Raw genomic sequence first — 24,353 nt, forward strand, 5'->3', positions numbered from 1 at the left:
CGCTTTGAAATTTGTTAAGAAAAAGATTTTTTGGTCCTTTCTTTTTCTATTCGTTTTTGTCTTGGCTGGCTGTATGGCAGGTGACAATGGTTCCGAGGAAGGCTCTTCAGATAAGAAAGAAAGTGGAGATCTAGAAGATAAAGTTGTCGTGTATTCTCCGCATGGTAAAGATATATTAAGTGATTTCGAAAAACAATTTGAAGCAGAATACGACGTCGATATGGAATTCCTTGATATGGGATCACAAGAGGTTCTCGACCGAGTGCGCTCTGAAAAAAACAATCCACAAGCAGACATATGGTGGGGGGCACCTCAAGTCATGTTTGATGAAGCGAAGTCACAAGAGTTATTGATGGAATACAAACCTACATATGCCGACTCATTAGATGATATGTATCATGATGAAGATTGGGCATGGTCAGGTACCTCTCAAACACCAGAAGTGATCCTCTACAACAATAAAGAAGTTTCTGAAGAAGAAGCACCAAAAGACTGGGATGATCTTCTCGATCCTAAGTGGAATGATGAGATTATCATTCGGTACCCATTGGCTTCAGGGACAATGCGTACAATCTATTCAGCTATGATTTACCGTTCATATAAAGAAAGCCAGGATCCTCAAGAAGGATATGAATGGTTGCAAAAGTTGGATCAAAATACGAAAGAGTACAGTGCCAATCCTGAAGTCATGTATAACCAGGTGGCAAAAGGCGTCGGAACGATTTCTGTATGGAATATGCCTGATACAGTCATGCTTGCTGAAGAAAAAGGCTACCCGTTCAGTTATGTAATTCCGGAAAGCGGGACCCCAGTATTGACAGAAGGCATAGCTATTGTAAAGGATGCACCACATCCAGAAGCTGCAAAAGCATTCTATGAATTCGTAAATACAAAGGAAGCAGCTAAGCTTTTGGCAGAAAAATACTACCGAATCCCGACACGCGATGATATAGATGATCTTCCTGATTGGATTGAAAACACTGAAATCAAACCGATGGATATCGATTGGAAAGTTTTCCAGGAGAAGGAAGCAGAATGGATGGATCATTGGGATGAAAATATTAAAAGTACCGATAAAGACAAGAGCGAGTAAGAGAACCGCAATTTGTTGAACAGAACTGGAAAAGGGGAGTTGTTGTCAATGTCAGCAGTGAATCTATCCAACATCACGAAAAGGTTTGGAGATGTGACAGCAGTCAAAGAACTTGATTTGAAAATTAAAGAAGGGGAGTTCTTTACATTCCTCGGTCCAAGTGGGTGCGGTAAAACAACAACTCTCAGGATGATAGCTGGTTTCTATTACCCTAGTGAAGGAAAAGTGAAGTTCAATGATCGTGACATGACTACGGTTCCACCTGAGAAACGGAATACGGGCATGGTTTTCCAAAACTATGCCCTTTTTCCACATATGACCGTAGCTGAAAATGTTGCCTTTGGATTAAAAGTACGTAAAATGGAACGCTCGAAAATCAGAGAAAAAGTAAAAGAGGTTCTCGGAAAAGTCCATTTAGGAAAATTTATCGATCGTCAGGTCAGTCAATTGAGTGGTGGCCAGCAACAACGTGTGGCTTTAGCAAGGGCTTTGGTTATCGAGCCAGACATTTTATTGTTGGATGAACCTTTAAGTAACCTCGACGCTAGATTAAGAGATGAAATGAGGACAGAAATTTTACGCTTACAAAGGGATTATGGCATTACAACCATCTATGTTACACATGATCAAGTAGAAGCATTGTCCATGAGTGATCGTATTGCCGTTTTTAGTGAAGGTGTTTGTCAGCAAATCGGCACACCGACCGAAATTTACAATGCCCCGGTTAATGACTTTGTAGCGGAATTCATTGGTGAAACGAATCTATACAAGGTGGACTATGATAATAATCGTTTTCGATGTGATGACCTTGGGTTAAACATTCATGTGGAAAAACCATTGGATGAACAGCTTAAAACAAACCCGAACCTGAAAATTTCTATCCGACCAGAAGCGATAAGAGTGAGTAAAGAGGAAATGTCAGGTCCAAATGTGTTGAGAGGGAAAGTTAAAATTGTCCAATTTACTGGTGCTGCAGTCCACACCTTGATTGAACTGGCAGAAGGGGTTCAACTGAAAGTCACAACTTTAAACGAGGGTTCATTTACATATCTACAAGAAGGTGTTGATGTTGTTCTTCAATTACCTCCAGAAAAAATCAGAGTGGTCCCTTCAATGAAGGAGAGATCATAATGTTGAATGCAGAAAAACGGAAAACTGTCCTGCTATTGATTCCCATCATATTGGTACTGACAGGGTATGTCCTATATCCTTCGATTGAAACGACAATTGAAAGCTTTCACCGTGATGGTGTTGCAACCATAAAGAACTATGCGGACTTTTTCGGTTCAAAGTCTTCTTCAAATCTTGAAGCGCTCTGGAATTCTGTTTACATCTCAATTTTATCCGTATTGTTCAGTGCCTTGATAGGAGTTCCGCTGGCGTTCATATTCAACCGTTATGATTTTCCAGGCAGGAAGTTTTTTTCTGGAGCAGCAATCATGCCGATTGTGCTGCCTTCTTTAGTTGGAGTCATGGCATTCATGTTTTTGTATGGAGAAGCTGGGCTTGTGCCGAATGCGATCAAAGACTTGTTCAACCTCTCGAAAGTTCCATTCAGTATCGGTGGGGTTTCGGGGATCTTGCTGGTTCATGCTTATACAATGTATCCATACTTTTATATGACTTGTTCTTCCGCGATAAACAATATCGATCCATCCCTTGAAGATGCTGCCTATAATCTTGGTTCTAACCGATGGACTGTTTTTTGGAAGGTGACATTTCCGTTGTTGACCCCAGCTCTTGTAGCAGCTTCTTTACTCGTATTCATGGTTTCGATGGCTTCCTTCAGTGCTCCGTTTCTATTAGCGGGAGGTTTCCGGGTACTGAGCCTTCAAATCTACTTTTCGAAAATTAATGGCAACCTGGAAATGGCGGCTACACAATCAGTCATTCTTTCAGCTGTCTCAATCTCATTTCTGTTATTTATGAGGTGGTTCCAGAATCGCCGTGATTACAGAATGGCCAGCAAAGGGATCGGAGCTCATAGAAGTGAAGTAAGAAATCCTTTTTTGAAATGGACGATGGTGTTCATCGGTATACTTGCGATGATCATTTTGCTGTTACCTCATGCAACTTTATTGGTTTTATCACTGGTACCAGAAGGAACATGGACATGGCAGATATATCCGACAACTTTCAATCTGGAAAACTATATTCTTTTGTTCAAAGATACTGCTATTTGGGATCCAGTCCGGAATAGTTTATTCATGGCATTTGTTGCATCCCTCGGTTGCTTTGCGTTTGGAATCATCACATCTTATGCTCTTGTAAAAAGGAAATTCATCGGAAAAAATCTGCTCGACATCCTTGTGATGATCCCCTGGGCTCTACCTGCTACTGTTGTGGGAATGAACTTGATTTTAGCATTCAATAAACCGACACCATTTTCTTTTGGGCAAACATTGGTAGGTACCTTTTGGATTTTACCATTAGCCTATTTCATACGTTTCATTCCTCTAGTCGTTAGATCGACCACAGCTGTATTGGAACAATTGGACGACTCCATTGAGGAAGCTGCCCAGAACTTGGGGGCAAAGTGGTTTTACACGTTCCGTAAAATCGTCCTTCCGATCATTATGCCTGGGGTATTGAGCGGAACCTTGCTTGCCTTTGTCCAAGCTGTTGGAGAATTTCCGACGTCAGTTCTCTTATACACTTTAGGGAATCGACCTATATCGATTGAAATCATGAATCAGTTGCGGATGTTCAACCTTGGTCAAGCTGCTGCATATGGCATGATCCAAGTTGGGTTGATCGCAATCGTATTGTTTATTTCATATAAGTTCCTGGGTGTGAAATCGGAAAATACAATGTAAAAAAGAGGTGAAAGTAAGATGAAAACGTATAAAGAAACGTTTGAAGAGCAGGACGGATCTTCTTTTCCAGGAAAAACCTTTGCAAACGAATTGTTAATGCCTATATTCCAGGACCAACGTGCCCATTTATTTGAAAGTATGATGAGGGTTCATCGAGCACATACCATCATGCTTAAAGAACAAGACATCATTTCTAAAGAGGAAGCCGAAAAGATTATTCATGCTGTCGATCAAGTTTCGGTTATGGATAGGAAGACAATTGAATATTCAGCTGAATTCGAAGACTTGTTTTTCTTGGTCGAATCTAAAATAGCAGGATTAATCGGTGAAGAGCTTGCGGGTAAGATGCATATCGCAAAAAGTCGGAATGATATGGGCGAAACGATGTACCGGATGGTGATCCGTGATTATCTGAATGAAGTAATTCAAGAGGTGAAGATGTTAGGTCATGCACTGATAACCCAGGCAGAAGACCATGTCAATACGGTCATGCCTGCCCATACCCATACACAGCCTGCCCAACCGACAACCTTCGGGCATTATCTTGTAGCGATTTCTGATAACCTATATCGGGATTATCAACGGTTGCAGAACGCACTGCTCGTAGTGAATCAGTCTCCAATGGGGGCTTGTGCGATTACTACGACCGGCTTCAATATCAACCGTGAACGGGTTGCTGAACTTCTTCATTTTGAAGGGGTGGTTGAGAACTCCTATGATGCGATTGCTACAGGGGATTATTTGATAGAAGCCAGTCAGGTGATCATCAGTCTAATGACGAATATGGGACGCTGGATCCAAGAGTTTTTAAGATTGGCTTCAAAAGAGGTAGGCCTTTTACGGGTATCGGATGCCTATGTACAAATCAGCAGTATCATGCCCCAAAAAAGGAATCCAGTTTCCATCGAGCATTGCCGCGCGTTGGCAAGCAGTGCAGTAGGAGAGGGCTTGACTGTCCTTCAAATGATCCATAACACCCCTTATGGCGACATCGTGGATACAGAAGATGATTTACAGCCGCATCTATATAATGGATTCCAAAAAAGCCTGCGTGTGCTCAAGCTTATGAGAGCAGTCGTATCAACAATGAGTTTCAATTGTGATCGCGCATTTCAGCAAGCTCGCGAAAATATGATTACCATTACAGATTTAGCAGATGTCCTGGCAAGGAAATATGATATCCCGTTCAGGAAGGCTCATCATACTGCCAGTCAAATTGCCAAAATGACAGATAGCATAAATAAAGAATTATATGAACTCTCGGCAGTAGAAGTCAACCAGTGGATGGAAGAGGTGGAAATTTCGCAAGGGGACTGGGAAGAGGTTGTATGTCCAAAGCATTTCATTGATCGACGCAAGGTGACCGGTGGAACGAACGAAATGATCGTAAAAGATATGATTGAAAGAAGAAAGTCACAATGGTGATTAAAACCGGACGGAATAGGCGGTAAAGCTGAACGTCCTTTATTACCATTATTTACTTCCTGTTTTATAAATTTTTATAACAACTATAGTCACAATTAGTAAAAATTCGGAGGTGATTGGATATTGTTGAGGAATTGTTAGGTAACTTGTCGTTTGCAGTTAGTTGATTAGTAAAGTTAACTAACTGAATTATTGTTTAAAACAAGGAGGTGATTTGGCCGAAACGCAGGTTGTAATCGTTTTATGTCTTTCTGAAAATACGATTTTCGAAAGGAGAAATATGAATGTTGCAAAGAAAATGGATGGTTGCCTTAAGTTTATTATTGGTACTGACCCTTTTGACCCCTGCTGTTTCAAATGGACAAACAACTCAAGAACAACATGACGAAGAACTTTGGAGTGCTGTAAAGCCTCTTGAAACGATAACCAGCTTTTTGAATACAGGGGCTCACCCGGATGATGAACGAAGCCACCTTCTAGCATACTTATCACGGGGGCTAGGGGTACATACTGCTAGCTTGATTGCAAACAGAGGTGAGGGTGGTCAAAATGAGATTGGTGAAGAACTCGGAAACGGACTTGGTATTATCCGCTCGAGAGAATTGATTGAAGCTTCAAAGGTTACTGGTGTAGAAGTATTTCATTTAAGCCAAACGACCGATGATGAAATCTATGATTTTGGGTTTTCAAAATCACCCGATGAAACATTGCAGAAATGGGGAGAAGAAGAAACCTATGAACGTTTCATCAGATTGATCCGCACATATAAACCGGACATCGTCATGCCATCCTTCCGAAACGTTGAGTCTCAACATGGCCACCATAGAGCAATATCGATTTTGTCACAGAAAGCCTTTGAAGACGCTGCTGATCCTACTGTTTTTCCCGAACAAATTGAAGAAGAAGGCCTCGACACATGGCAAATCAAGAAGTTATATTTACCTGCTGAGTCAGAAGACACCGCAACAGTAGGGATTGAGGTTGGTGATTATGACCCAGTATATGATCAGACATATCCTCAAATCGGTGAAGAGTCCAGATATCTTCATAAAAGCCAGGGGATGGGTCGAGAAGTTGAACCAGGGTCAGAAATGGTCTATTTGGATCTAGTCAATTCTTCTGTTGGCGAAATACCAGAACAGGAAGATACAATTTTCGAAGGTATCCCATACGACTTTAATGAATATGCAGATGATTTAAAACGTAGTGATCGAAAAATCAAGCGCCAGTTAGAAAAACTGCAAGCTGCTCTTGAAAAAGTAATCGAGGCTTATCCAAGTCATCAATCTGTATTGAAAGATACCCACAGTGCCTTAAAGCAACTTCATAAAACCGAACGATTTGTAGAGCAGTTCAAATTCAATGAAATTGATAAAAAGGATCTATTACACAGATTGGATGTGAAAGAAGAGCAGTTAGAAAATTCCAGTAAAGTCGCATCCCAATTAGAAGTATCGACAAATGTCACCGTTTCTAATTTGACTCAAGGTACAAGTAATGATGTAACCATTACTTTGAAGAATAATGGGGATGTTGAGCTTAAAGACGTAACAGCTCATTTGAACTTGCCGGAAGAGTGGGATGTTGTTGGAAGCACGCAAGCTAAGAATCTAGCGCCGGGTGACGGACAGACCTTTGACGTTAAAATCCATGTTCCAGAGGATGCTGAGTATTATCAACCTTATGAAGAAAGTGTTTTATCAACTGAAGTAACCTATAAGGTGGAAGGACAAGTAGTTCAACATAAATATGACCCCGAAGAAACAATAGCAGTTCTCCCAGAGGTTAGTTTGAAAGCGGACCCTGCTAGCATGATTGTCAATACAGCTAAAGAAATGAAGGAAGAAACAATTGATGTGAATGTAACGAATTATTCAAATGGATCGCTGACAGCTGAGGTTTCCTTGTATCTCCCGGAAGGATGGGAGGCAGTTGAAAGTCAAACAGTTGTGTTTGGAGAAGATGAAACTTCGAAGAATGTCTCCTTCACCGTAACACCTCCAGAAGGGGCTGAAAATGGAGAATTTGAAATCAAACCAGTAGCAGAGGTGGAAGGAAAGAAACTCGATACAACAGTACAAAAGATTTCTTACGATCATATCGGGACCTTTTATTATTTAAAAGAAGCAGCAATACACGGAGTAGCCTTTGATCTGAACTATCCAGAAGATCTGAAGATTGGATACATTGAGTCCGGATTCGATATGGTAGCCGATCACCTGATCAACGCTGGAATGGATGTGACACGTATTTCTGAAGGGGAATTAGCTAATGGAGATCTGTCGCAATATGACACGATCGTGACGGGAATAAGAGCTTATCTTTCACGAGAAGACTTATTGAACAACAATGCACGTTTATTGGAATATGTTGAGAACGGCGGTCATTTGGTTGTCCAATATAATAAACCATGGGATAACTGGGATCCAAATGCTACAGCCCCTTATCCGTTGACGATCGGTCAGCCTTCAATTGAATGGCGTGTAACGGATGAAGCATCAGAATATGAGGTCTTACAACCAGACCACACCTTACTGAACTACCCAAATGATATTACAGCAGAAGACTGGGATGGTTGGGTACAAGAGAGAGGCCTGTATTACCCAATGGAATGGGATGACGATTATGAAACACTTATCAACATGACTGATTTGGATGGAGATACATTCGATGGTGGAATTCTGTACACGGATTATGGTGAAGGAAGCTATGTCTATACTAACCTTGTTTGGTACAGACAAATCCAAAATCAAGTACCTGGAGGATATCGTATCTTTACAAACTTGATCAGTTATCCGAAAGCAGAATAAAATTAGAGTGGTCAAATAAGGTTTTAAAGAAATGCTTAATAAAAGAGGTCGAATTTTGACCTCTTTTTTATAATCTAACTTATCGTGGTACAAGATTACTTTGGAGGAATTTATCATAATTAGTAGAAATTAAATAATATATGATTATATCTCCAAAATTCAGAATAATCAGACTAAAAGGGTCGGAATACTATATGGGAAGGGTGTTAAAATGTACGTTTTTTTGGATGCGGAATATATTTCAAAGGATCCTTTCTTTAAATCCATTCACCACAAACTTCTACTAAAACTGGCAAAAGACAAGCAACTGAAAATCCTAGTCTATGAATCAAACATTTCTAAGATTCAAAGAAAATACAAAAGACAATTAGAGAATCTATTGAATGAATTAAGTCCTAAGATGAAAAATCTACATTCGCTCATTAAAGATACAACTCCGATTATTTCGTCATCAAAGTTAAAAGAATACAATGCTCAAATAGAGTCGTACTATGACAATTTGCTATCAAGAAAAGTTTTAAACCTAATCCCTTACTATAGCAATATCACCCCAGATTTAGTAACAAAAGGGAATTTCAAACAATTTATCCCCTGGCTATCCTATATCCAATTTTTAAAACAGAATAATATCCAACATGCTTACTTTATAACAGAAAATAAGGAAATTGATCAGTATATCCGTCATACTCCTTTTGAAGACCTTGAAATCACCATTTACTCATCCATAACACAAATGATGAAAAAATGTCATGATATTCGAATGCTTAAGCAGCCAATCGATGAATTGGATTTAGAGTATTCAACTAAGGCAGAGAAGAACCGCTATTTGTCTAATGTAATTATTCTTAACTTTGCTGAAAACATTGAGCAAGAGTTTCGACATTATTTATTTGCTCACCAATCAGAAGCTTCCAATGATTGGAATATAAAATTATTGTTGGAGGGACTGCATTTAGAAATAACTTTGTTAGTAGATACTGTTCTAATCGAAGGAAGAATAGTAGTCGAAACAGAAACACAAAAAGATACACCATTGAAACAACCAATATTCAGCGGTGCAGCTTCTAGTGAAATAAAAGAGGAAACTAAGTATTGGATGAGTATTACGATGGAACTCACAAAACAACTCGAGGGGCAGAATTTCGAAGTACATGAAATTAAGCCGATTTAATCTTTTTTCATTTGGAATTCTTATCTATAGAAAATTCACGGTAAATTAGCCATCAACTTTAAAAAGGGGATTTATAAATATGAAGATTGGAATAATCTCACCTTCTATAGAGTTTACAAGAATTGCAGAAGAAGTAGCGAAACAAACGAACATACCCGTCTATATAAAACAGGGTGCTTTAAAAAGAGGATTGACCAAGGCAAAGCTTTTAATTGAACAATATGGCGTATCAGTCATTATTGCTCGTGGTGCTACTGCAGATTTTCTTGATGAAAAGCTTTCGATTCCTGTTATAAAAATAAAAGTTAATGGCTTCGATCTCTTGAAAACGTTCAATGAGGCAAAACAATTAGGAAACAAAATTGTGTTCATTGATTCTAAAGAGAACACACAAAAGTATGACCTTAAATTATTGGAAGAGTTGTTCTCGATTGAAATCATACTCAGGCAATATAAAGATGAGCAGGATATTACGAATCATATAAGAGATGTCGCAGATAGCAAGATCGCCAGTGTGATTGTTGGAACTGCTGACTGCTTGGCGAACACCGCTGTTAAGAAAGGAATAAAATCTTATGTTGTAGATTCGGCTCGGGAGGCCATACTAGATGCTATCAATCAAGCTGTCGAAACTTATTCGCTTTATGAAAAAGAAAAATTAAGGCAAGCACATTTAGAAACGATCATATCATCAGCGTTTGAAGGGGTCATAGCCACTAGCCAGGATGGCCGTATTTCAATTTATAATAACATTGCAGAAAAAGTGATCGGACTTAATTCTAGTGAAGTGATAGGAAGAAATCTAGATAAAATCCATCATCCATTCTTAAAAAAATTATATGGTGATGGAGATACGGTTGAAAAGAAAATTGTTGGATTAGGTAATCAAAGATATGTGGTCAATAGGGTTCGATTGGAAGAAGATAATAAGAGCTTTGTCATTACTTTTCAGGAAGTAAATAAGTTAGTGGAATTGGATGGGAAGCTGAGGAGACAGCTTCAAAGTAAACGTTTTTATGCGAAGCATACATTCAATGATATCATCTATGAAAGCAATTTAATGAAGAAGACCATTACGATAGCGAAACAGTTCAGTAAATCAGAGAGCAGTATTTTTATTCATGGTGAAAGTGGTACAGGAAAAGAATTGATGGCTCAAAGTATACATAATGAGAGTACGAGAAGGGATGGGCCGTTTATTGCAGTGAATTGTGCTGCTTTACCAAAAGAGCTTTTGGAAAGTGAATTGTTTGGATACGAGGAAGGGGCATTTACAGGCGCGAAAAAGGGTGGCAAACCGGGTTTGTTTGAAATGGCTCATCAAGGAACGCTTTTTCTAGATGAAATGGGAGAATTGTCCCTGGATCTACAATCAAGGCTGCTAAGAGTCTTGCAGGAAAAAGAAGTGATGAGGATAGGGGGAGAAAAGATCATCCCAGTGAATGTCCGTGTGATTTCTGCTTCCAACAAAAATTTAAAACAACTTGTTTCGGATAAAAAATTCAGAGAAGATCTTTACTATCGATTGAACATCCTGCAAATTAAATTACCTCCTCTTAGAGATCGGAAAGATGACTTGATCCCATTGATAAACCACATCCTCCATAAAAACAATTCAACTATTAATCTGCTTGATAAAAAAATCATGGATGAATTGCTTGCTTATGATTGGCCTGGGAATATAAGAGAATTAGAAAATGTTTTAGAGCGTATCATCGTGATGCAAAATGTTTTATCAGAGGATTTAAAGGATGTCATATTCGACGATCATACCCAAATATCGAGAAGTAATCGACCAACTATAGAAGTCAATATAGGTTCTATGAAGGATATGGAAGGAGAAATAATCCGCAACCTATATGAAAAATACGATGGAAACAAACAAGAAGTTGCACAACTATTAGGGGTAAGCCGAACGACGATTTGGAAAAAGATAAAAGAAAATAATGAAGACCTTATGGCATAAGTGTTTAGGGACTGTTCAATTTTTGAACAGTCCTATTTATTTTCTGAACACAATATAAGAAATTAAAATTCAGAAAAATCAAAAATGTTATTTTGTCGGTTTTTATAAAGTTGGCACGGAACTTGCATTTGATAAAAGTGAATAAAAAAATCAGGAGGTTTTTTATTATGACTAAAGTTTCCACGAAAGATCATTTTTTAAGCCCAACACAACCTGAAGATACGGAATTTGAGAAAGTCATCTATGAAAAGAAAGATGGGATTGCGACAGTAACGATTAACCGTCCAGAAGTTTATAATTGTCTGAACTTCCAAACGTTGAGAGAAATGACAAGGGCGTTCGAACTTGCATCCTGGGATGATGAGGTAGGGGTAGTCGTTCTTACTGGTGCTGGCGATAAAGCGTTTTGTACAGGGGCTGATATGAAAGAACAGAATAATGAAATACTTGATCGTCCAAGGAACTATTGGAAATGGATGGGCGCTTTCATTGAAGCACATGAAAAGCTGAAAAATATAGGTAAACCTACAATCGCTCGTTTGAATGGTATTACTGTTGGTGGTGGTAATGAATTCAATATCAATTGTGACCTGGCAATTATGGCTGATCATGGTTATATCAAACAAGTTGGGAACTCACATGGGAGTGTAGCTGCTGGAGGTGCAACCCAATGGCTTCCTTTGATCGTTGGTGATCGTAGAGCAAGAGAAATTCTTTGGTTGAATGAAGACGTTTCACCGGACAAAGCATTAGAATGGGGGCTTGTTAACGAGGTTGTTCCATATGAAGAACTTGATGATGCCGTTCAAACAATGGCTAAGAAACTCCTTAATAAATTGCCTGAATGTGTACGCTATACGAAAGAACAAACGAACTTCTGGCGTAACCTTTCTTTTGGTCTGACAGTCCAACATGCTCGTGATTGGTTATCGGTACACACAGGTACTTATGAAACGTATGAATCAATGAGGGCATTTAGTGAAAAACGGAAACCTGACTATGAAAAAATTCGACAAAGAGCAGCATCGGGTGGTTCTTCAGAGCATTTATGGGGGGCTCCGATGTTAGAGTGCGACTCATGTGGCACAAAGGATATACCTGAATATTTCAATCACTGCGGAGTTTGTGGAGGACCATTAAGCAAATAAGCTTCAAAAGGGTGACTTAAGCAGGAATGCGCAGGGACAATGCTGCAGAAGTCACCCTCTAATAAAAACGAAAGTGTGGGGGATTTATGAAACTTTCTCGTTCCGAAGCAGTTGCAAATTGGTATAGTCGGTATTTTCCTGATGCTTTGATTTTCGCTTTAATATTGACGGTTCTTGCTATGGTGTTAGGTGTCATATTCACCGATAGCTCCCCAATCGGTGTTCTTGATCATTGGTTTGAAGGTATTCCATGGTTGTTCACCTTTGCATTCCAATTGATGTTCACTTATGCTGCTGCTCTTGTTTTGGTTGATACGCCAGTTGTACAAAAATATATCAAAAAAATGGCTGCTATTGTTAAAACGCCGATGGCTGCCTATATCTCAACAGGAATCATTGGTGCTGTAACATCTTTCATCGGTTGGTACATCGGTCCTATCGTTACGGCGATTTTTGCAAGATCCTTGGGACAACAGATTAAAGGAGTCGATTATCGCCTCATATCTGCAATTGCGTATTCTTCTTTTACCATTTCACTTACCGGTATCTCTGGCTCTATTCCACTATTCGTTGCAACAGAAGGTCAATTCACTGAATTGATGGGAGGATTAGTCAGCTTAGAACAAACCACCTTTTCTACATTAAACCTCGTTTCTTGTCTTCTGATCGTAGTTATTACAACAATTGTTTTCTACTTTATCGCAAAAAACAAAAAAGAAATTGTAACCTTCAATGATCTAGCTATTCAATCCAATGAGGAAATTGCTGCAAGCGCAGAACCATTACCTGAGGACGATTTTGTACAGCCTGCAATGGAGAAATCCTTTGCTGAAAAAATAAATACATTCAGACCTGTGATTTTAGTAGTCGGGTTGATTGGATTGTTATACCTGATCATTTATTTTGCAAGAAATGGCCTGGGTGGTCTGAATTTGAACACGGTTGCGGTCATCGCTCTAGTAATGGGACTGCTTGTTCAAAAAGATGCTATGAGTTATGCCCAATCTTTCACAAAGAACTTGATTGCAACAGGTTCGATCGGATTACAGTTCCCTCTATATGGCGGAATTGCATCCATTCTAGTAGGTACAGGGCTTGCGACAATTGCAACGGAAGCAATTGTAAGTTTTTCAACAGAAGCAACGTTTCCCATTCTTACTTTCTTTATGTCTGGTGCTATTAATATGTTTGTTCCATCAGCAGGATCTCAGTTTACGGCAACTGCACCATTTTTGATTCCAGCTGGTGAAGCATTAGGTGTAGAGTTACAAAGAACAATCATGGCGATCACTTATGGGGATATCTGGACAAATTTGATTCAACCATTCTGGGCTTTATTATATTTCCCGATCTTAGCAGTCGGAACTCGCTTGAGAGTTAGAGACTTTATGGGCTACTGTCTACCTATTTTATTGGTAGTAGGTTTGACCTGGATCATTTGCCTTTCTGTACTACCGGTATAAAAACGGCAACCTTGAATCTATAAAGGAGGTACAAATGTGGAAATTCCATATTATTATAAATCTTTAGACTGGGACAAACTCGTTTCTGAATATGAACCCCCTCAAGAATATATGGAAGGCGCATGGCTCTGGGGTCGAGAGAAAATCGAAAAAACGCAGTTAAAAAGGTTGAAAGAAACATTAGAACATGGAGCTAAAATTCCTTTCTTCCAAAAACTATGGGAAAAACATGATTTCACTCCATCTGATGTTCAATCATTGGAGGATATGCATAAGATTCCAATCTATACGATTGATGATATTCGTGAAAGCATTGACCGGAATCCCCCGTTTGGGGATTATCAAAGATATTCTTTTAAAGACGCTCAACACACGCCTTTACGGTTTTATACAAGTGGCGGAACTACAGGTACACCACGCCCGACTATCTATTCGCAGTGGGATCGCGAGGTAGGAGCAATCTTAAGTGCACGAACATTCCACCTGCAAGGGATCAGACCCGGAGATGTTGTCATGAATGCGTGGGCTTATTCGACACATAATGCAGCATGGATCATGGACCATGGCATGTGGCATTGGCTCGGTGTTACACCAATCACAACTAGTACAGGTAATGTAACACCGACTCATAAACAAGTTGAATTAGCGAAGACATTTGGTGCAACCTCTATCATTGCTACATCTGATTATTTGTTACACATAGCTGATACAGCAGAAAAAATGGGGTATGACCTCAAAAATGATTTCAACTTCACATCACTCTTGGCATTTGGGGATACAGCACCTGTAGAAGAAAAATTTGGGGTTCCAGTTTATGATTCCTATGCGTTTCATGAGGTTCAATATGTAGCTGCAGAATGCCCAGCAAAAAATGGGTTGCACATTTTTGAAGACGCTTTCATAGTTGAGGTTGTTGACTTTGAAACTGGAAACCCTGTACCACCAGGACAAAGAGGAAATATTGTCGTAACGGCACTTTATAAAACTGGAACACAGCAGATTCGTTATAACATTCAAGATATAACTGCTATGTATGAAATAGAAAAATGTGAGTGTGGAAGCTGGCATCGAAAAATAAATTACTTCCAAGGACGAAGCGATACAATGGTCAAATTGAGAGGAGTGAATGTGTGGCCAGAAGCTTGTGGAAAAATCATTGCTCAGCAACCAGAAACGAATGGTGAATATTTCTGTTATATAGAACGGTTAAAGAAGGTTGGCAAGTCTGAAAGAGATGAAATGACAATCATGGTAGAGCCTTCTTCAGAAAGTGTCAGTCATGCTCAACTTCAAGAAATGCTAGTCGAAAAATTGAAGCAGCAACTTGGAGTCAAAATCAATGTTGAAATCGTGCCTATAAATTCTCTTGAACAATATACAGGCAGAGGACATAGAGCAAAGTTGAAACGATTTGATGACAGGCGTCCTAAGGAGGTGACTGTGTGAAAACAGTCATTTTAGAAGAGCATGGTTCTGTCGATCAGTTGAAAATCCATTCTGTGAATCTAAAGTCAAAACTGCAAGCAGATGAGGTAAGGATCAATGTGAAATACTGCGCTCTTAACCATTTGGATATATGGTTAAGAAGAGGCGGGAATGGAGACAAATTAAATCTTCCGAGGATACCAGGCAGTGATATTGCTGGTATTGTTGTGGAAAAAGGTGATGCAGTAAATCACTTGGAAATTGGAAACGCTGTATTGGTTTACCCAGGTACAAGCTGCGGTCATTGTTCTGCGTGTATGAAAGGCTTTGAATCCCAATGTTATGATTTCAAGGTTGTAGGTTATAACGTCGATGGGGGATATACCGAGTATATCACCGTATCCTCCATGAATGTATTATCGGTTTCTTCGGAGCTTTTGGAAAAATGGGCAGCCGTTCCGATATCTTATATTACGGCTTGGAATGCCCTCATTACGAAAGCGAAGTTAAATGCTAATGATACGGTAGCGATCTGGGGTGCCACAGGTGGACTAGGATTGTCCGCCGTACGTATTGCACAAGGCATTGGAGCCAAAGTAATTGCAATTGTAGGATCTGATGATAAAGCGGAATTTTTAAATAGAGTTGGGTTTGAAGGGGAAGTCGTGGTCAGATCTGAAAGGCTTACAAAAGACATCCGTAAGTTAACTGATAACAAAGGCGTTGATGTTGTTCTCGATCATGTCGGCAAAAAAACATGGTCTTCAAGTTTAAAAATGTTGAAACGAGGGGGAAGGTTGGCTTTTTGCGGAGTGACAACAGGCGCGATCGCTGAAACGGATCTACGCTATATTTTCGGTAAACAACTGACAATAACCGGGACGTGGATGGGAAATCGATCGGACTTCGTAGCGGTGATCGATTTCCTGAAATCCAGGCCACATCTACTTCCTTATATTTATCAGATCATCAACTTAGAGGAGGTTGGCGAAGCCCATTCACTAATGGAACAAGGAAACCATATAGGAAAAATATTATTAAGAATCTAGTGAAAGGAGAAGGAGTATGACCCAAAACCTATTGGTAATTGGATCTGGGATTATGGGAAGAGGCATTTGTTACGCAGGTGCTGTAGGTGGGTTCAAAGTAACCTTACAGGATATCTCAGAACAGGCACTGGTTAATGCAAAAAATGAAATAGACTCGATTTTAAGGAAAGGTGTAGATAGAGGCAAACTGACTTTACAAGAAGAGGAAGGTGCAAAGGGGCGGATTTCCTATACTTCTGATTTGCTTAATGCTACTAAGTTGGTAGATTTTGTGATTGAGGCGGTCCCAGAAAATATCGAAATCAAAAAAGATGTTTTTACAAAGTTGGATTCAAACTGTCCTCCCCATACGATACTAGCCTCCAATACATCCACCATGAGCCCGACTGAGCTAGGTTCTTTTACAGATAGGCCGGACAAAGTCATTGCCATGCACTTTTTCAATCCAGTTCATAAAATGAAACTCGTAGAAATCATCAGAGGGTTGGAAACCAGCGATGAAACATGTAGGCATGTGGAAGACATTGCTAAGCATATGAAAAAAGAGACCGTATTAATCAATGAGTTTCCTGGATTTGTCACTAGTAGAATAAGTAGTCTGGTAGGAAACGAAGCTTTCAATATGTTGATGGAAGGAGTAGGGACCCCAAAAGAAATTGATCGCGCCATAGAATTAGGTTTGAATTATCCTATGGGGCCATTCAAGCTAGGCGATTTGGTAGGACTGGATACTAGATTGAAAAATTTAGAATACCTCCATAAAACACTAGGGGAACGATTTCGTCCTAGTCCATTGCTAATCAAATATGTGAAAGCAGGGCGACTTGGAAAGAAAACCGGAAAAGGGGTATATGACTATCAAAGCGAGGGGCAAATGGATGAATCTAAACTACTTGTTAATTGATATTTCAGATTCCATTGCCACAATTACAATCAATCGCCCGGAGTTTCGTAATTCTATGGACGTTGATAGTTGGGAAGAATTACGTGAAACAGTTAGAATATTAAATAGAGATGAAAACGTTAGAGCAATCATTATCACAGGTGCTGGAGATAAGTCGTTTGCATCTGGTGCTGATATCAATTGGATCAAACATCGTAAACCATTAGATATTTATGATGCTGCTGTCCAAGATGTATTATTAGAGCTTTATAAATCCTACAAACCTGTTATTGCAGCAGTGAACGGTTATGCGCTTGGCGGCGGATGTGAATTGATGGTTGCTTGTGATTTCAGAATTGTTAGTGATCGTGCAAAAATGGGGCAGCCAGAAATTAATTTAGGTATTCTTCCTGCAGGAGGTGGCACGCAACAATTAACAAAGCTGATCGGGCTTCAAAATGCTAAAGATTTAATTTTAACTGGAAAGATCATTGATGCAAAGGAAGCATATCGGATAGGATTAGTAAATGAAGTTGTTGAGCATGAGGCTCTTATGAATAGAGTTCATGAACTTGCAGCCGATCTTGCAAAAAAACCACCAATTGCACTTAAACTAGCAAAAATTGCATTGAATGAAAGTGCTACTGCAGACTTGTCCTCAGGGTTAGCATTGGAAAAATCACTACAGGCGATTTTGTTTGGGACAAAAGACAAAGTTGAAGGTACAGAAGCATTTTTTGAAAAACGTCAACCGAACTTTGTTGGAGAATAACTGACCACCCCCCCTTAAATAAGGGGGGAGCTTTTGTTCGGGCATGTCGTCGCTGAAGAATATTCCTTTGCCTACGATTTCCTGCCCTGCTACAGAAAGGAGTACTGCAAGGTGCAATCGCCCCTTTAAAAGCAAAAACGATCTGGCCGCCGAAATGATCCAGGGATTTCCTTCCTCTGAAGAAGAACAAGTTTATCTCCTGATCGACAGCTTGTACACAAGCAGAAAGCTGGTGACAACTGAAGCGAGATGCTCGGCAGCAAGTCGTGTATGCTTATCAAAAAGGGATCGCAATCACACCACTGAAAAAGGTGTTGGAAACCTTAAAGCTGACCGCGTAAAAAATCACGTTCATCCAAAACACTACCCTTTTGCTTTTTTAGTACTTGAATTAAAAAATACAAGACTCAAGACCTTAATTGTCTAGAAACAGTATATTTTTCACTTATCTTTATGTTCATATATCAGCTAAAGAAAAATTCCAATATGCTCGCTGGCACATAGGAATTTGGCATAAAAGGTATCTAAAATACATTTTTCTGATAAAATATTCACCTTATTAAGGGTAAAAAGACCTATACCCTGTAATGAGAACAAGATATAGGTTATTTTACTTAGAAAATATTGAGAACAAACCTTTTTTCTTTTTGCGCTTTTTGGATCGTTCTTTAAGCGCTTTTTTGATTTCTTCACTTTCTTCTGTTTCCATCGTTTCAAATGATGTATGATAACGGGTGATAAAGTATGTACCAAGCGGCATTGAACTGTTTTCATATCCGTATCCTTCATCTACACTGCATACTAATCTATAACCGCTGATAAAGAACTTTTCTACACTTACAGGACCGTCTACTAGTTCTTCGAAGTATTTTAAATCATTCGGAATGTAAGTGGACTGAGGAAGTTGTCCTGGTTTTACAAGCACAACCATTATTTTGTTTTCATCCAACCTAAGACCCACCTTTTAAATAATTATAAGAATAGCTTTATTATACTAGACAACTAGACTGAAGTAAATTGCTATACCAAGAAAACATTGTCGAATAATGTAGGCATATTGAATCAAAAGAAAATTTTTGATAATAGGGATTATAGAACCATATTACTAGGGGAAATCTTCCTTGTTCATAATTAATGAATTTTCTATCATATTTTGACAAGATATGCTATATATTGCATTATTATTAATAGATAAATGTAATTTCAGGGTGTCGAAGGAAAGGGGAGGAATATGAAAAAATTACTATACATAACTACAATCATTTTATCGATTGCAATAATTGTTTTGGGTCATTTTCATTGGAATTCAAAGATTAATGATGCGATTGCCAATGCAAAGGCTAATGCAGAACCTTTATCTAAAAAGGATGAAACAAAGGAAGAGTCTGTTAAGGGTAAAGAATCCGAACTTGATGTTGATGATTTAACAAAAAATCTATCAGAAAAAGCACGAATGTTAGTCGGCGGTGCTATTGAGTCAGGTGAAACAATCGAAGTAGCATTAATTGGCTCTGAGGCTCAAGGAATGGGTGAGGCTCCTTGGCCAGAATTACTTCAAATTGGGATAGATCACGCCTATGGTGAAGGGATTTTCGAATTGAAATCATATGACTTTGGAGAAGACCATTCGAATGTTGCAATTTATAAAGAAAAAATGGCTGACATTGTTGATTCTCAACCTGATATTGTACTTCTTGAACCATTTATTATGAATGATAACGGGGATGTCGGCGTTAAAGATACAATTGAAGCTATTAAAATCTTAGAACGTAGATTCTCTGAAAGCAATGAAGATACGGTCTTTATGTTACAGCCTTCCCACCCAATATTTGAACCACAAGTATACGCAATGCAAGTAGAGGGTATCAAGGAATTTGCCGAGAAAGAAAAGATCACTTATCTGGACCATTGGGATAATTGGCCAGATGTTAAAGATGAAAAAGTCAGAGATTATATTAAAGATGATCTATCAGGTCCTAATGATAAAGGTAACGAGGTTTGGGCAGAGTATCTCATAAACTACTTTACAGGAAAATAGACTAAATCAGCCTCTCCTGTCAGGGGCTTTTTTCTTTTTTGTTTTCGATTGTAATGAAACTGTAATCTTAATGTAGCATTTATTATGATAAGATAACATTCGGGGTTAGGGGATAAGGAATAAAGTAGCAAGAATAGAATATTTAGCAATTTTGATAGATTTCAATTTCAGACAATACATATTTCAAACATACATATCATAGTTCTACTTTTTGACTTACTCCCAATTGGTTTAACTAGCCAGAACTACTAAAAATCCAATTGGAGGAGAAGTAATGAAGAAAAAGTTATTACCAATCGCACTTGCAACAGGAATCGTGTTCTCTGGAGCTGGACAAGCATTCGGAGCAACAGGAACTGACATCATTGATACGGGCGATAATTATTTAGGGACATCATATCAATATGGAGCACCAGTAGGTTCTACGAGTTCGTTTGACTGTTCATCTTTTACGGTTACTGTATTTAAAAAGTATGGAATCAGTCTGCCTAGATCAAGTAGTGCTCAAGCTAATGTTGGTACAACCGTTTCGAAATCGAATCTAAAAGTTGGAGATTTGCTTTTTTATGATACGAATTTCAATGGTGTCATCAACCATGTAGCGATCTATGCTGGAAATGGAAAGATGTTAGGGGCGCAATCTTCTACCGGTGTCGCATTCACGGATGCGTTCTCACCATACTATTGGGGCGATCGTTTTGTAAAAGCGAAAAGGGTTCTCAGTTCTGAAACACCCAAATCTGAAACACCTGATGGATCTGCCTACACGGTACAAAGTGGAGATACGCTTTGGGGGATCAGCATGAAATATAACACCTCAGTATCGAATCTTAAAAGCCTGAACAATCTTTCTTCAAACACCATTTACGTTGGACAAAAATTGAAGGTCTCTGGTACAACTAGCACAGCAGCTGCAAGCAGCAAGACACATACAGTAAAATCTGGAGACACATTATGGGGAATCAGTATCAAGTATGGTACTACTGTAAGTAAGTTGAAAGATGCAAATAATCTATCTTCTGATGTGATCTATCCAGGACAAACATTTAAAATTCCTAACTAATATAAAAGAAAGATAAAATCCTTTTAGGTAGGCTATCCTACTTAAAAGGATTTTTTATTTAGATCCGGATAATTTGCAGATGCTTGAGCAGTTCCTGGGTCGGGTTCCGTGAATGAGGGAGTTCGTTGATGGCACTGAAGTGTCGTAATACACCATCTTCCAACACCAATACGTAATGGCACAGCATTTCGATTTCCTGCAGGTCATGAGATGAAAACAAGATCGTCTTGTCTGGACCCAGCGCTTTTAAAAAGGCGACGATGTCTGTTTTTGAAGGGATATCGATTCCTACTGTCGGTTCGTCCATGATCAGGAGTTCAGGGTTGTGGAGCAGGGCGACAATGATATTGAGCTTCCGCTGCATTCCCCCAGATAACTTATCGACACGTTCGTTAAGCTTTTCCTTTAGGCCAACCATATCCACCATCTGTATAATCCAAGCCTCGGACACCCTCCCTGGTGCCATGCCTGCCCAGAATTTCAAGTTTTCTTTTACAGAAATGCTTGTATGGAGCGCGATTTCCTGTGGGACGTAGCCGATTCTGCGCCTGAGCTGCTTTTTCTTTTTCGTAACAGATTGTCCGCCAACAAGGATTTCTCCTTTGGATGGAGTGACTAAAGTTGCGATCATCTTCATCACTGTTGATTTTCCAGCACCATTCGGTCCAACAAGTCCGACACGAGCTCCCTGTGGAATCATGAGATCGACGTCTTTAACGACATCCGTCCCTTTATATCGTTTGTGTACACTTCTAAGCTCGATCATGTCGTACAGCTCCAATCCCTAATCCTAAAATAATCATTCCAATCCCGAAACCGAATAGAATTGTCAGTTCGGTGGTTGTAGTTGAACGCGTTAAGCCGTTTAAAAACCAGTGCTGCGGTGTGTATTGAGATACATTCTCTAGTAGAACGGAAAACTCCTCCAGCTTGATGAAGCTTCCACCTAATACACCGGATACAACCGTTATTGCAACAGCAATCAAATGATACAGAAGCGTGTTGTTAAGTAGGTTTGCTATCAGAAAACCGATTCCTGCACAAGCGATCACATAGGCGATTAGCAGAGATGCTTTTTGTACGAAATCTCCATCACCAAGCAAAAGATAGATCGATACTGGTAAAAGTGATGCGAGTATAACTGCTACGGATGCAAGGAGGTTGGAGAAGGAGCGGGTGAAGCGATTGACTCCGAACATCCCCATTCTTGAAGCCAGTCCGTTTGTTCGCTCCGTCATTACCCAGGTCTGCAAATAAAAGCTGATGAGCAGGATGTAGATGCTGAGTATGCCGAACAGCACCGGTTTGAGGTTCCTTTCAGGTTTTTGCGTCTGAACGGGGCTCCCGACCTTTTCATGTTCAATTGTCATTAAAGGCTCAGGTTCCCATTGATCATCGGTGTATTTCCAGGCGTACTCATACACATTTTTTCCGTCATATTCATTTGACAGGTATGTAGCAGCTTTACCGTTGCTTGCAAGCCTGATCACCTCGCTGGCTACATATTCCTCGACCAGCCCGGTTGATATCGCATTTGGTGCCTTCCATAACCGGATTACATCGTTGATTTCACCTTGTTTTATTTTTTCTTCAAAACCCGTTGTAAAAACGACGGCGGCTTCAGCCTGATTCGTTTCAAGAAGGCGTTTCGCTTCTGTCATCGGCTGTTCGCTGATTTGGAGTGTCTCATTTTCTTTTACCCGTTCAATGATTGTAGTAACTGTTTCGTTTTCTTCCTCCGCCACAACAATGACAGGAATTTTCAGCTGATCCGAACCTTTCGATAGCAATTGGTCAGCACCCCAAAAGACAAGCAGGGGGAGGATGAGCATCAAAAGGAACTGCCATTTGCTGCTCAACGTGATTTTCCATCTGGTGCGGATGAAATGCCACATTCTCATGACTGCTTCACCTGCCTTACGATGTAGGAAGAGAAAAGAAGGACACCTGTCATTCCGCCTAGCACACCGAGACTCGAGAACAGTATATCTTGGTTTTCTATAAAGAAGGAGTTCACCAGGCTGGTGTGTAGCCAGTTGGACAGCGTTGATAGGTTAAGCCATGCTAAGAACCCGGTGTAGTAGGACTCAGGAAAAATCAAACTTCCTCCAGCAGCAAAAACCACCAGTCCAAGGAATCCAATGAAAAACCGTATTCCTTCTGCAATAGGAAGATTCGATAAAAAGGTATACCAGGCACCGATGACGATGATGGCTGTTACGAAGGTAAGCATACTCCAACCGAAGTGACCGGTAACCTTCAAGTCTGTCAAAATCCATAATGCAGCTAAGATCAGAACTGCTTGCATAAACAAAATCGTAATTTGGGTGGAGAGCCCGCTGAATAGGTGAGCTCCTGAAGATACACCGAAAGTCCGCAGTCGTTCATCGATTTTAGCATTTGTGGAAGAGGTCATGCTCATTGTAAGCAGACCGGTCAACAGCAACAAGAAGATGAAGCCGGAAACACTGTAATATTTTAGAGGGGTAACTCCCTGGAACGACCTGATTTCTTCTCTATCGAACATGATTTTACGGTTGAAAGCGAAAGTGGTAAAGTCAAAAATCATTTGATTCGATACTTTCATTACATAATCATTAGAATAATTCTCTTCTTTTAAATAATCGTAAATGGTGTTGACGCCGCTTTGGGCAGCACTGATCAAGTCTGCTGAGCTATGCATCATTTCCAGAAAGAGTGCCGATTGGAATGGTCGCTGTTCATTGGTAACGATACTGACCGGTTTGTTATCACCGAATTTGATTCCATTAGCAAACCCCTCTGGAACCAGTAAAATCGAAGCAATCTGATTTTCAGTTAATAAGGCACGGGCTTTTTCTTCATTCATGGACCTGAAGGTGATCAATGATTCGAGTTCTTCATCGTCCTGAAATTGTTGAATCAACAAACGTGTTTGAGGATCGACGTCTTTATTCACGATTGCGACGTCAAAAGGGGGGAGCAGCGACTCTGATTTGAGCACATTTTCAAGTCCATATAGTAAAAAACCGATAAGAGCAAAGGGCATTAAAAAAAGGATCACCCATGCGATTGGCTGACGGAAGATTTCCTTTAATTGTGTCTGTGCAAGTTTGAGTGCTCTCATCGTGATCTCCTGTACATTAAGTGTATAAAGAAGGCAAGTGTGGAGGAGCCTCAGACACTTGCCTTACTTTTTTATTATACGTTCAAAAGGATAACTTTTCAGTTAGGAACCTTAGCTTTGCCAAG

At 39.7% G+C, this 24,353-nt stretch carries 20 protein-coding genes; 16 read left to right on the forward strand and 4 right to left on the reverse strand.

Annotated elements, in window-relative coordinates; all coding sequences use genetic code 11:
* Nucleotides 1–4: 4 nt before the first annotated feature.
* The 14 genes from N8M93_RS10615 to N8M93_RS10680 all read left to right on the forward strand — a co-directional run bounded on the left by N8M93_RS10615 (nt 5) and on the right by N8M93_RS10680 (nt 18,448).
* Nucleotides 5–1,093, forward strand: a complete 1,089-nt coding sequence (locus N8M93_RS10615) for an extracellular solute-binding protein (protein WP_261131683.1) — start codon at nt 5–7, stop codon at nt 1,091–1,093.
* 48 nt (nt 1,094–1,141) lie between these two features.
* Entirely contained in the window at nt 1,142–2,224 is a 1,083-nt protein-coding gene (locus tag N8M93_RS10620; RefSeq protein WP_261131684.1) for an ABC transporter ATP-binding protein, read from the forward strand.
* Complete coding sequence (locus tag N8M93_RS10625; RefSeq protein WP_261131686.1) at nt 2,224–3,909, forward strand: iron ABC transporter permease; 1,686 nt, start codon at nt 2,224–2,226, stop codon at nt 3,907–3,909. The genes N8M93_RS10620 and N8M93_RS10625 overlap by 1 nt, the downstream gene beginning before the upstream one ends.
* A gap of 18 nt (nt 3,910–3,927) precedes the next feature.
* Entirely contained in the window at nt 3,928–5,334 is a 1,407-nt protein-coding gene (argH, locus tag N8M93_RS10630) for an argininosuccinate lyase (RefSeq protein WP_261131688.1), read from the forward strand.
* Nucleotides 5,335–5,618: 284 nt separating this feature from the next.
* Nucleotides 5,619–8,144, forward strand: a complete 2,526-nt coding sequence (locus N8M93_RS10635; RefSeq protein ID WP_261131689.1) for an NEW3 domain-containing protein — start codon at nt 5,619–5,621, stop codon at nt 8,142–8,144.
* Between the two features lie 211 nt (nt 8,145–8,355).
* Nucleotides 8,356–9,315, forward strand: a complete 960-nt coding sequence (locus tag N8M93_RS10640) for a hypothetical protein (protein WP_261131691.1) — start codon at nt 8,356–8,358, stop codon at nt 9,313–9,315.
* A 79-nt stretch (nt 9,316–9,394) separates the two neighbouring features.
* Entirely contained in the window at nt 9,395–11,281 is a 1,887-nt protein-coding gene (locus tag N8M93_RS10645; RefSeq protein ID WP_261131693.1) for a sigma 54-interacting transcriptional regulator, read from the forward strand.
* A 167-nt stretch (nt 11,282–11,448) separates the two neighbouring features.
* A complete protein-coding gene (locus N8M93_RS10650; protein ID WP_261131694.1) occupies nt 11,449–12,429 on the forward strand; it encodes an enoyl-CoA hydratase/isomerase family protein in 981 nt (326 codons plus the stop codon).
* Between the two features lie 86 nt (nt 12,430–12,515).
* The gene (locus N8M93_RS10655) at nt 12,516–13,892 is read left to right on the forward strand and encodes a TIGR00366 family protein (protein WP_261131696.1); all 1,377 of its coding nucleotides are present in this window, start codon (nt 12,516–12,518) and stop codon (nt 13,890–13,892) included.
* Between the two features lie 36 nt (nt 13,893–13,928).
* Nucleotides 13,929–15,338, forward strand: coding sequence for a phenylacetate--CoA ligase family protein (locus N8M93_RS10660; protein ID WP_261131698.1), 1,410 nt, complete (start codon nt 13,929–13,931; stop codon nt 15,336–15,338).
* Nucleotides 15,335–16,366, forward strand: a complete 1,032-nt coding sequence (locus tag N8M93_RS10665) for a zinc-binding dehydrogenase (RefSeq protein ID WP_261131699.1) — start codon at nt 15,335–15,337, stop codon at nt 16,364–16,366. The genes N8M93_RS10660 and N8M93_RS10665 overlap by 4 nt, the downstream gene beginning before the upstream one ends.
* 16 nt (nt 16,367–16,382) lie before the next feature.
* Complete coding sequence (locus N8M93_RS10670; RefSeq protein ID WP_261131701.1) at nt 16,383–17,270, forward strand: 3-hydroxyacyl-CoA dehydrogenase; 888 nt, start codon at nt 16,383–16,385, stop codon at nt 17,268–17,270.
* On the forward strand, nt 17,245–18,021 hold the full coding sequence (locus tag N8M93_RS10675; RefSeq protein ID WP_261131703.1) for an enoyl-CoA hydratase/isomerase family protein: 777 nt from the start codon (nt 17,245–17,247) through the stop codon (nt 18,019–18,021). Before N8M93_RS10670 ends, N8M93_RS10675 begins: the two co-directional genes overlap by 26 nt.
* A 43-nt stretch (nt 18,022–18,064) precedes the next feature.
* Nucleotides 18,065–18,448 (forward strand): hypothetical protein, encoded by a 384-nt coding sequence (locus N8M93_RS10680; protein WP_261131705.1) that lies wholly within the window; start codon nt 18,065–18,067, stop codon nt 18,446–18,448.
* 183 nt (nt 18,449–18,631) lie between these two features.
* On the opposite strand, the gene N8M93_RS10685 is transcribed toward N8M93_RS10680, so the two are convergent.
* Entirely contained in the window at nt 18,632–18,970 is a 339-nt protein-coding gene (locus N8M93_RS10685; RefSeq protein WP_261131707.1) for a hypothetical protein, read from the reverse strand.
* A gap of 282 nt (nt 18,971–19,252) precedes the next feature.
* Here N8M93_RS10685 and N8M93_RS10690 point away from each other — a divergent pair, with 282 nt between their 5' ends.
* Together N8M93_RS10690 and N8M93_RS10695 are read left to right on the forward strand one after the other, a co-directional pair.
* Entirely contained in the window at nt 19,253–20,059 is an 807-nt protein-coding gene (locus N8M93_RS10690; protein ID WP_261131708.1) for an SGNH/GDSL hydrolase family protein, read from the forward strand.
* Between the two features lie 274 nt (nt 20,060–20,333).
* Complete coding sequence (locus N8M93_RS10695; protein ID WP_261131710.1) at nt 20,334–21,122, forward strand: C40 family peptidase; 789 nt, start codon at nt 20,334–20,336, stop codon at nt 21,120–21,122.
* A 58-nt stretch (nt 21,123–21,180) separates the two neighbouring features.
* Here the strand turns inward: N8M93_RS10695 and N8M93_RS10700 are convergent, their stop codons facing one another.
* The 3 genes from N8M93_RS10700 to N8M93_RS10710 are packed head-to-tail and all read right to left on the reverse strand — an operon-like array spanning nt 21,181 to nt 24,228.
* The gene (locus tag N8M93_RS10700; RefSeq protein ID WP_261131712.1) at nt 21,181–21,888 is read right to left on the reverse strand and encodes an ABC transporter ATP-binding protein; all 708 of its coding nucleotides are present in this window, start codon (nt 21,886–21,888) and stop codon (nt 21,181–21,183) included.
* On the reverse strand, nt 21,875–23,023 hold the full coding sequence (locus tag N8M93_RS10705; protein ID WP_261131714.1) for an ABC transporter permease: 1,149 nt from the start codon (nt 23,021–23,023) through the stop codon (nt 21,875–21,877). The genes N8M93_RS10700 and N8M93_RS10705 overlap by 14 nt, the downstream gene beginning before the upstream one ends.
* Entirely contained in the window at nt 23,020–24,228 is a 1,209-nt protein-coding gene (locus N8M93_RS10710; protein ID WP_261131716.1) for an ABC transporter permease, read from the reverse strand. Before N8M93_RS10710 ends, N8M93_RS10705 begins: the two co-directional genes overlap by 4 nt.
* Nucleotides 24,229–24,353: the final 125 nt, after the last annotated feature.

This window comes from Bacillus sp. Marseille-Q3570 (genome assembly GCF_946151055.1).
Lineage (GTDB): Bacteria > Bacillota > Bacilli > Bacillales > Fictibacillaceae > Pseudalkalibacillus.

Coding starts and splice junctions, on each gene's coding strand:
- N8M93_RS10695 (WP_261131710.1), top strand. CDS start 20,334: ATGAAGAAAAAGTTATTACCAATCGCACTTGCAACAGGAATCGTGTTC.
- N8M93_RS10650 (WP_261131694.1), top strand. CDS start 11,449: ATGACTAAAGTTTCCACGAAAGATCATTTTTTAAGCCCAACACAACCT.
- N8M93_RS10675 (WP_261131703.1), top strand. CDS start 17,245: ATGAATCTAAACTACTTGTTAATTGATATTTCAGATTCCATTGCCACA.
- argH (WP_261131688.1), top strand. CDS start 3,928: ATGAAAACGTATAAAGAAACGTTTGAAGAGCAGGACGGATCTTCTTTT.
- N8M93_RS10620 (WP_261131684.1), top strand. CDS start 1,142: ATGTCAGCAGTGAATCTATCCAACATCACGAAAAGGTTTGGAGATGTG.
- N8M93_RS10645 (WP_261131693.1), top strand. CDS start 9,395: ATGAAGATTGGAATAATCTCACCTTCTATAGAGTTTACAAGAATTGCA.
- N8M93_RS10710 (WP_261131716.1), bottom strand. CDS start 24,228: ATGAGAGCACTCAAACTTGCACAGACACAATTAAAGGAAATCTTCCGT.
- N8M93_RS10700 (WP_261131712.1), bottom strand. CDS start 21,888: ATGATCGAGCTTAGAAGTGTACACAAACGATATAAAGGGACGGATGTC.
- N8M93_RS10625 (WP_261131686.1), top strand. CDS start 2,224: ATGTTGAATGCAGAAAAACGGAAAACTGTCCTGCTATTGATTCCCATC.
- N8M93_RS10680 (WP_261131705.1), top strand. CDS start 18,065: ATGTCGTCGCTGAAGAATATTCCTTTGCCTACGATTTCCTGCCCTGCT.
- N8M93_RS10640 (WP_261131691.1), top strand. CDS start 8,356: ATGTACGTTTTTTTGGATGCGGAATATATTTCAAAGGATCCTTTCTTT.
- N8M93_RS10655 (WP_261131696.1), top strand. CDS start 12,516: ATGAAACTTTCTCGTTCCGAAGCAGTTGCAAATTGGTATAGTCGGTAT.
- N8M93_RS10690 (WP_261131708.1), top strand. CDS start 19,253: ATGAAAAAATTACTATACATAACTACAATCATTTTATCGATTGCAATA.
- N8M93_RS10705 (WP_261131714.1), bottom strand. CDS start 23,023: ATGAGAATGTGGCATTTCATCCGCACCAGATGGAAAATCACGTTGAGC.
- N8M93_RS10635 (WP_261131689.1), top strand. CDS start 5,619: ATGTTGCAAAGAAAATGGATGGTTGCCTTAAGTTTATTATTGGTACTG.
- N8M93_RS10670 (WP_261131701.1), top strand. CDS start 16,383: ATGACCCAAAACCTATTGGTAATTGGATCTGGGATTATGGGAAGAGGC.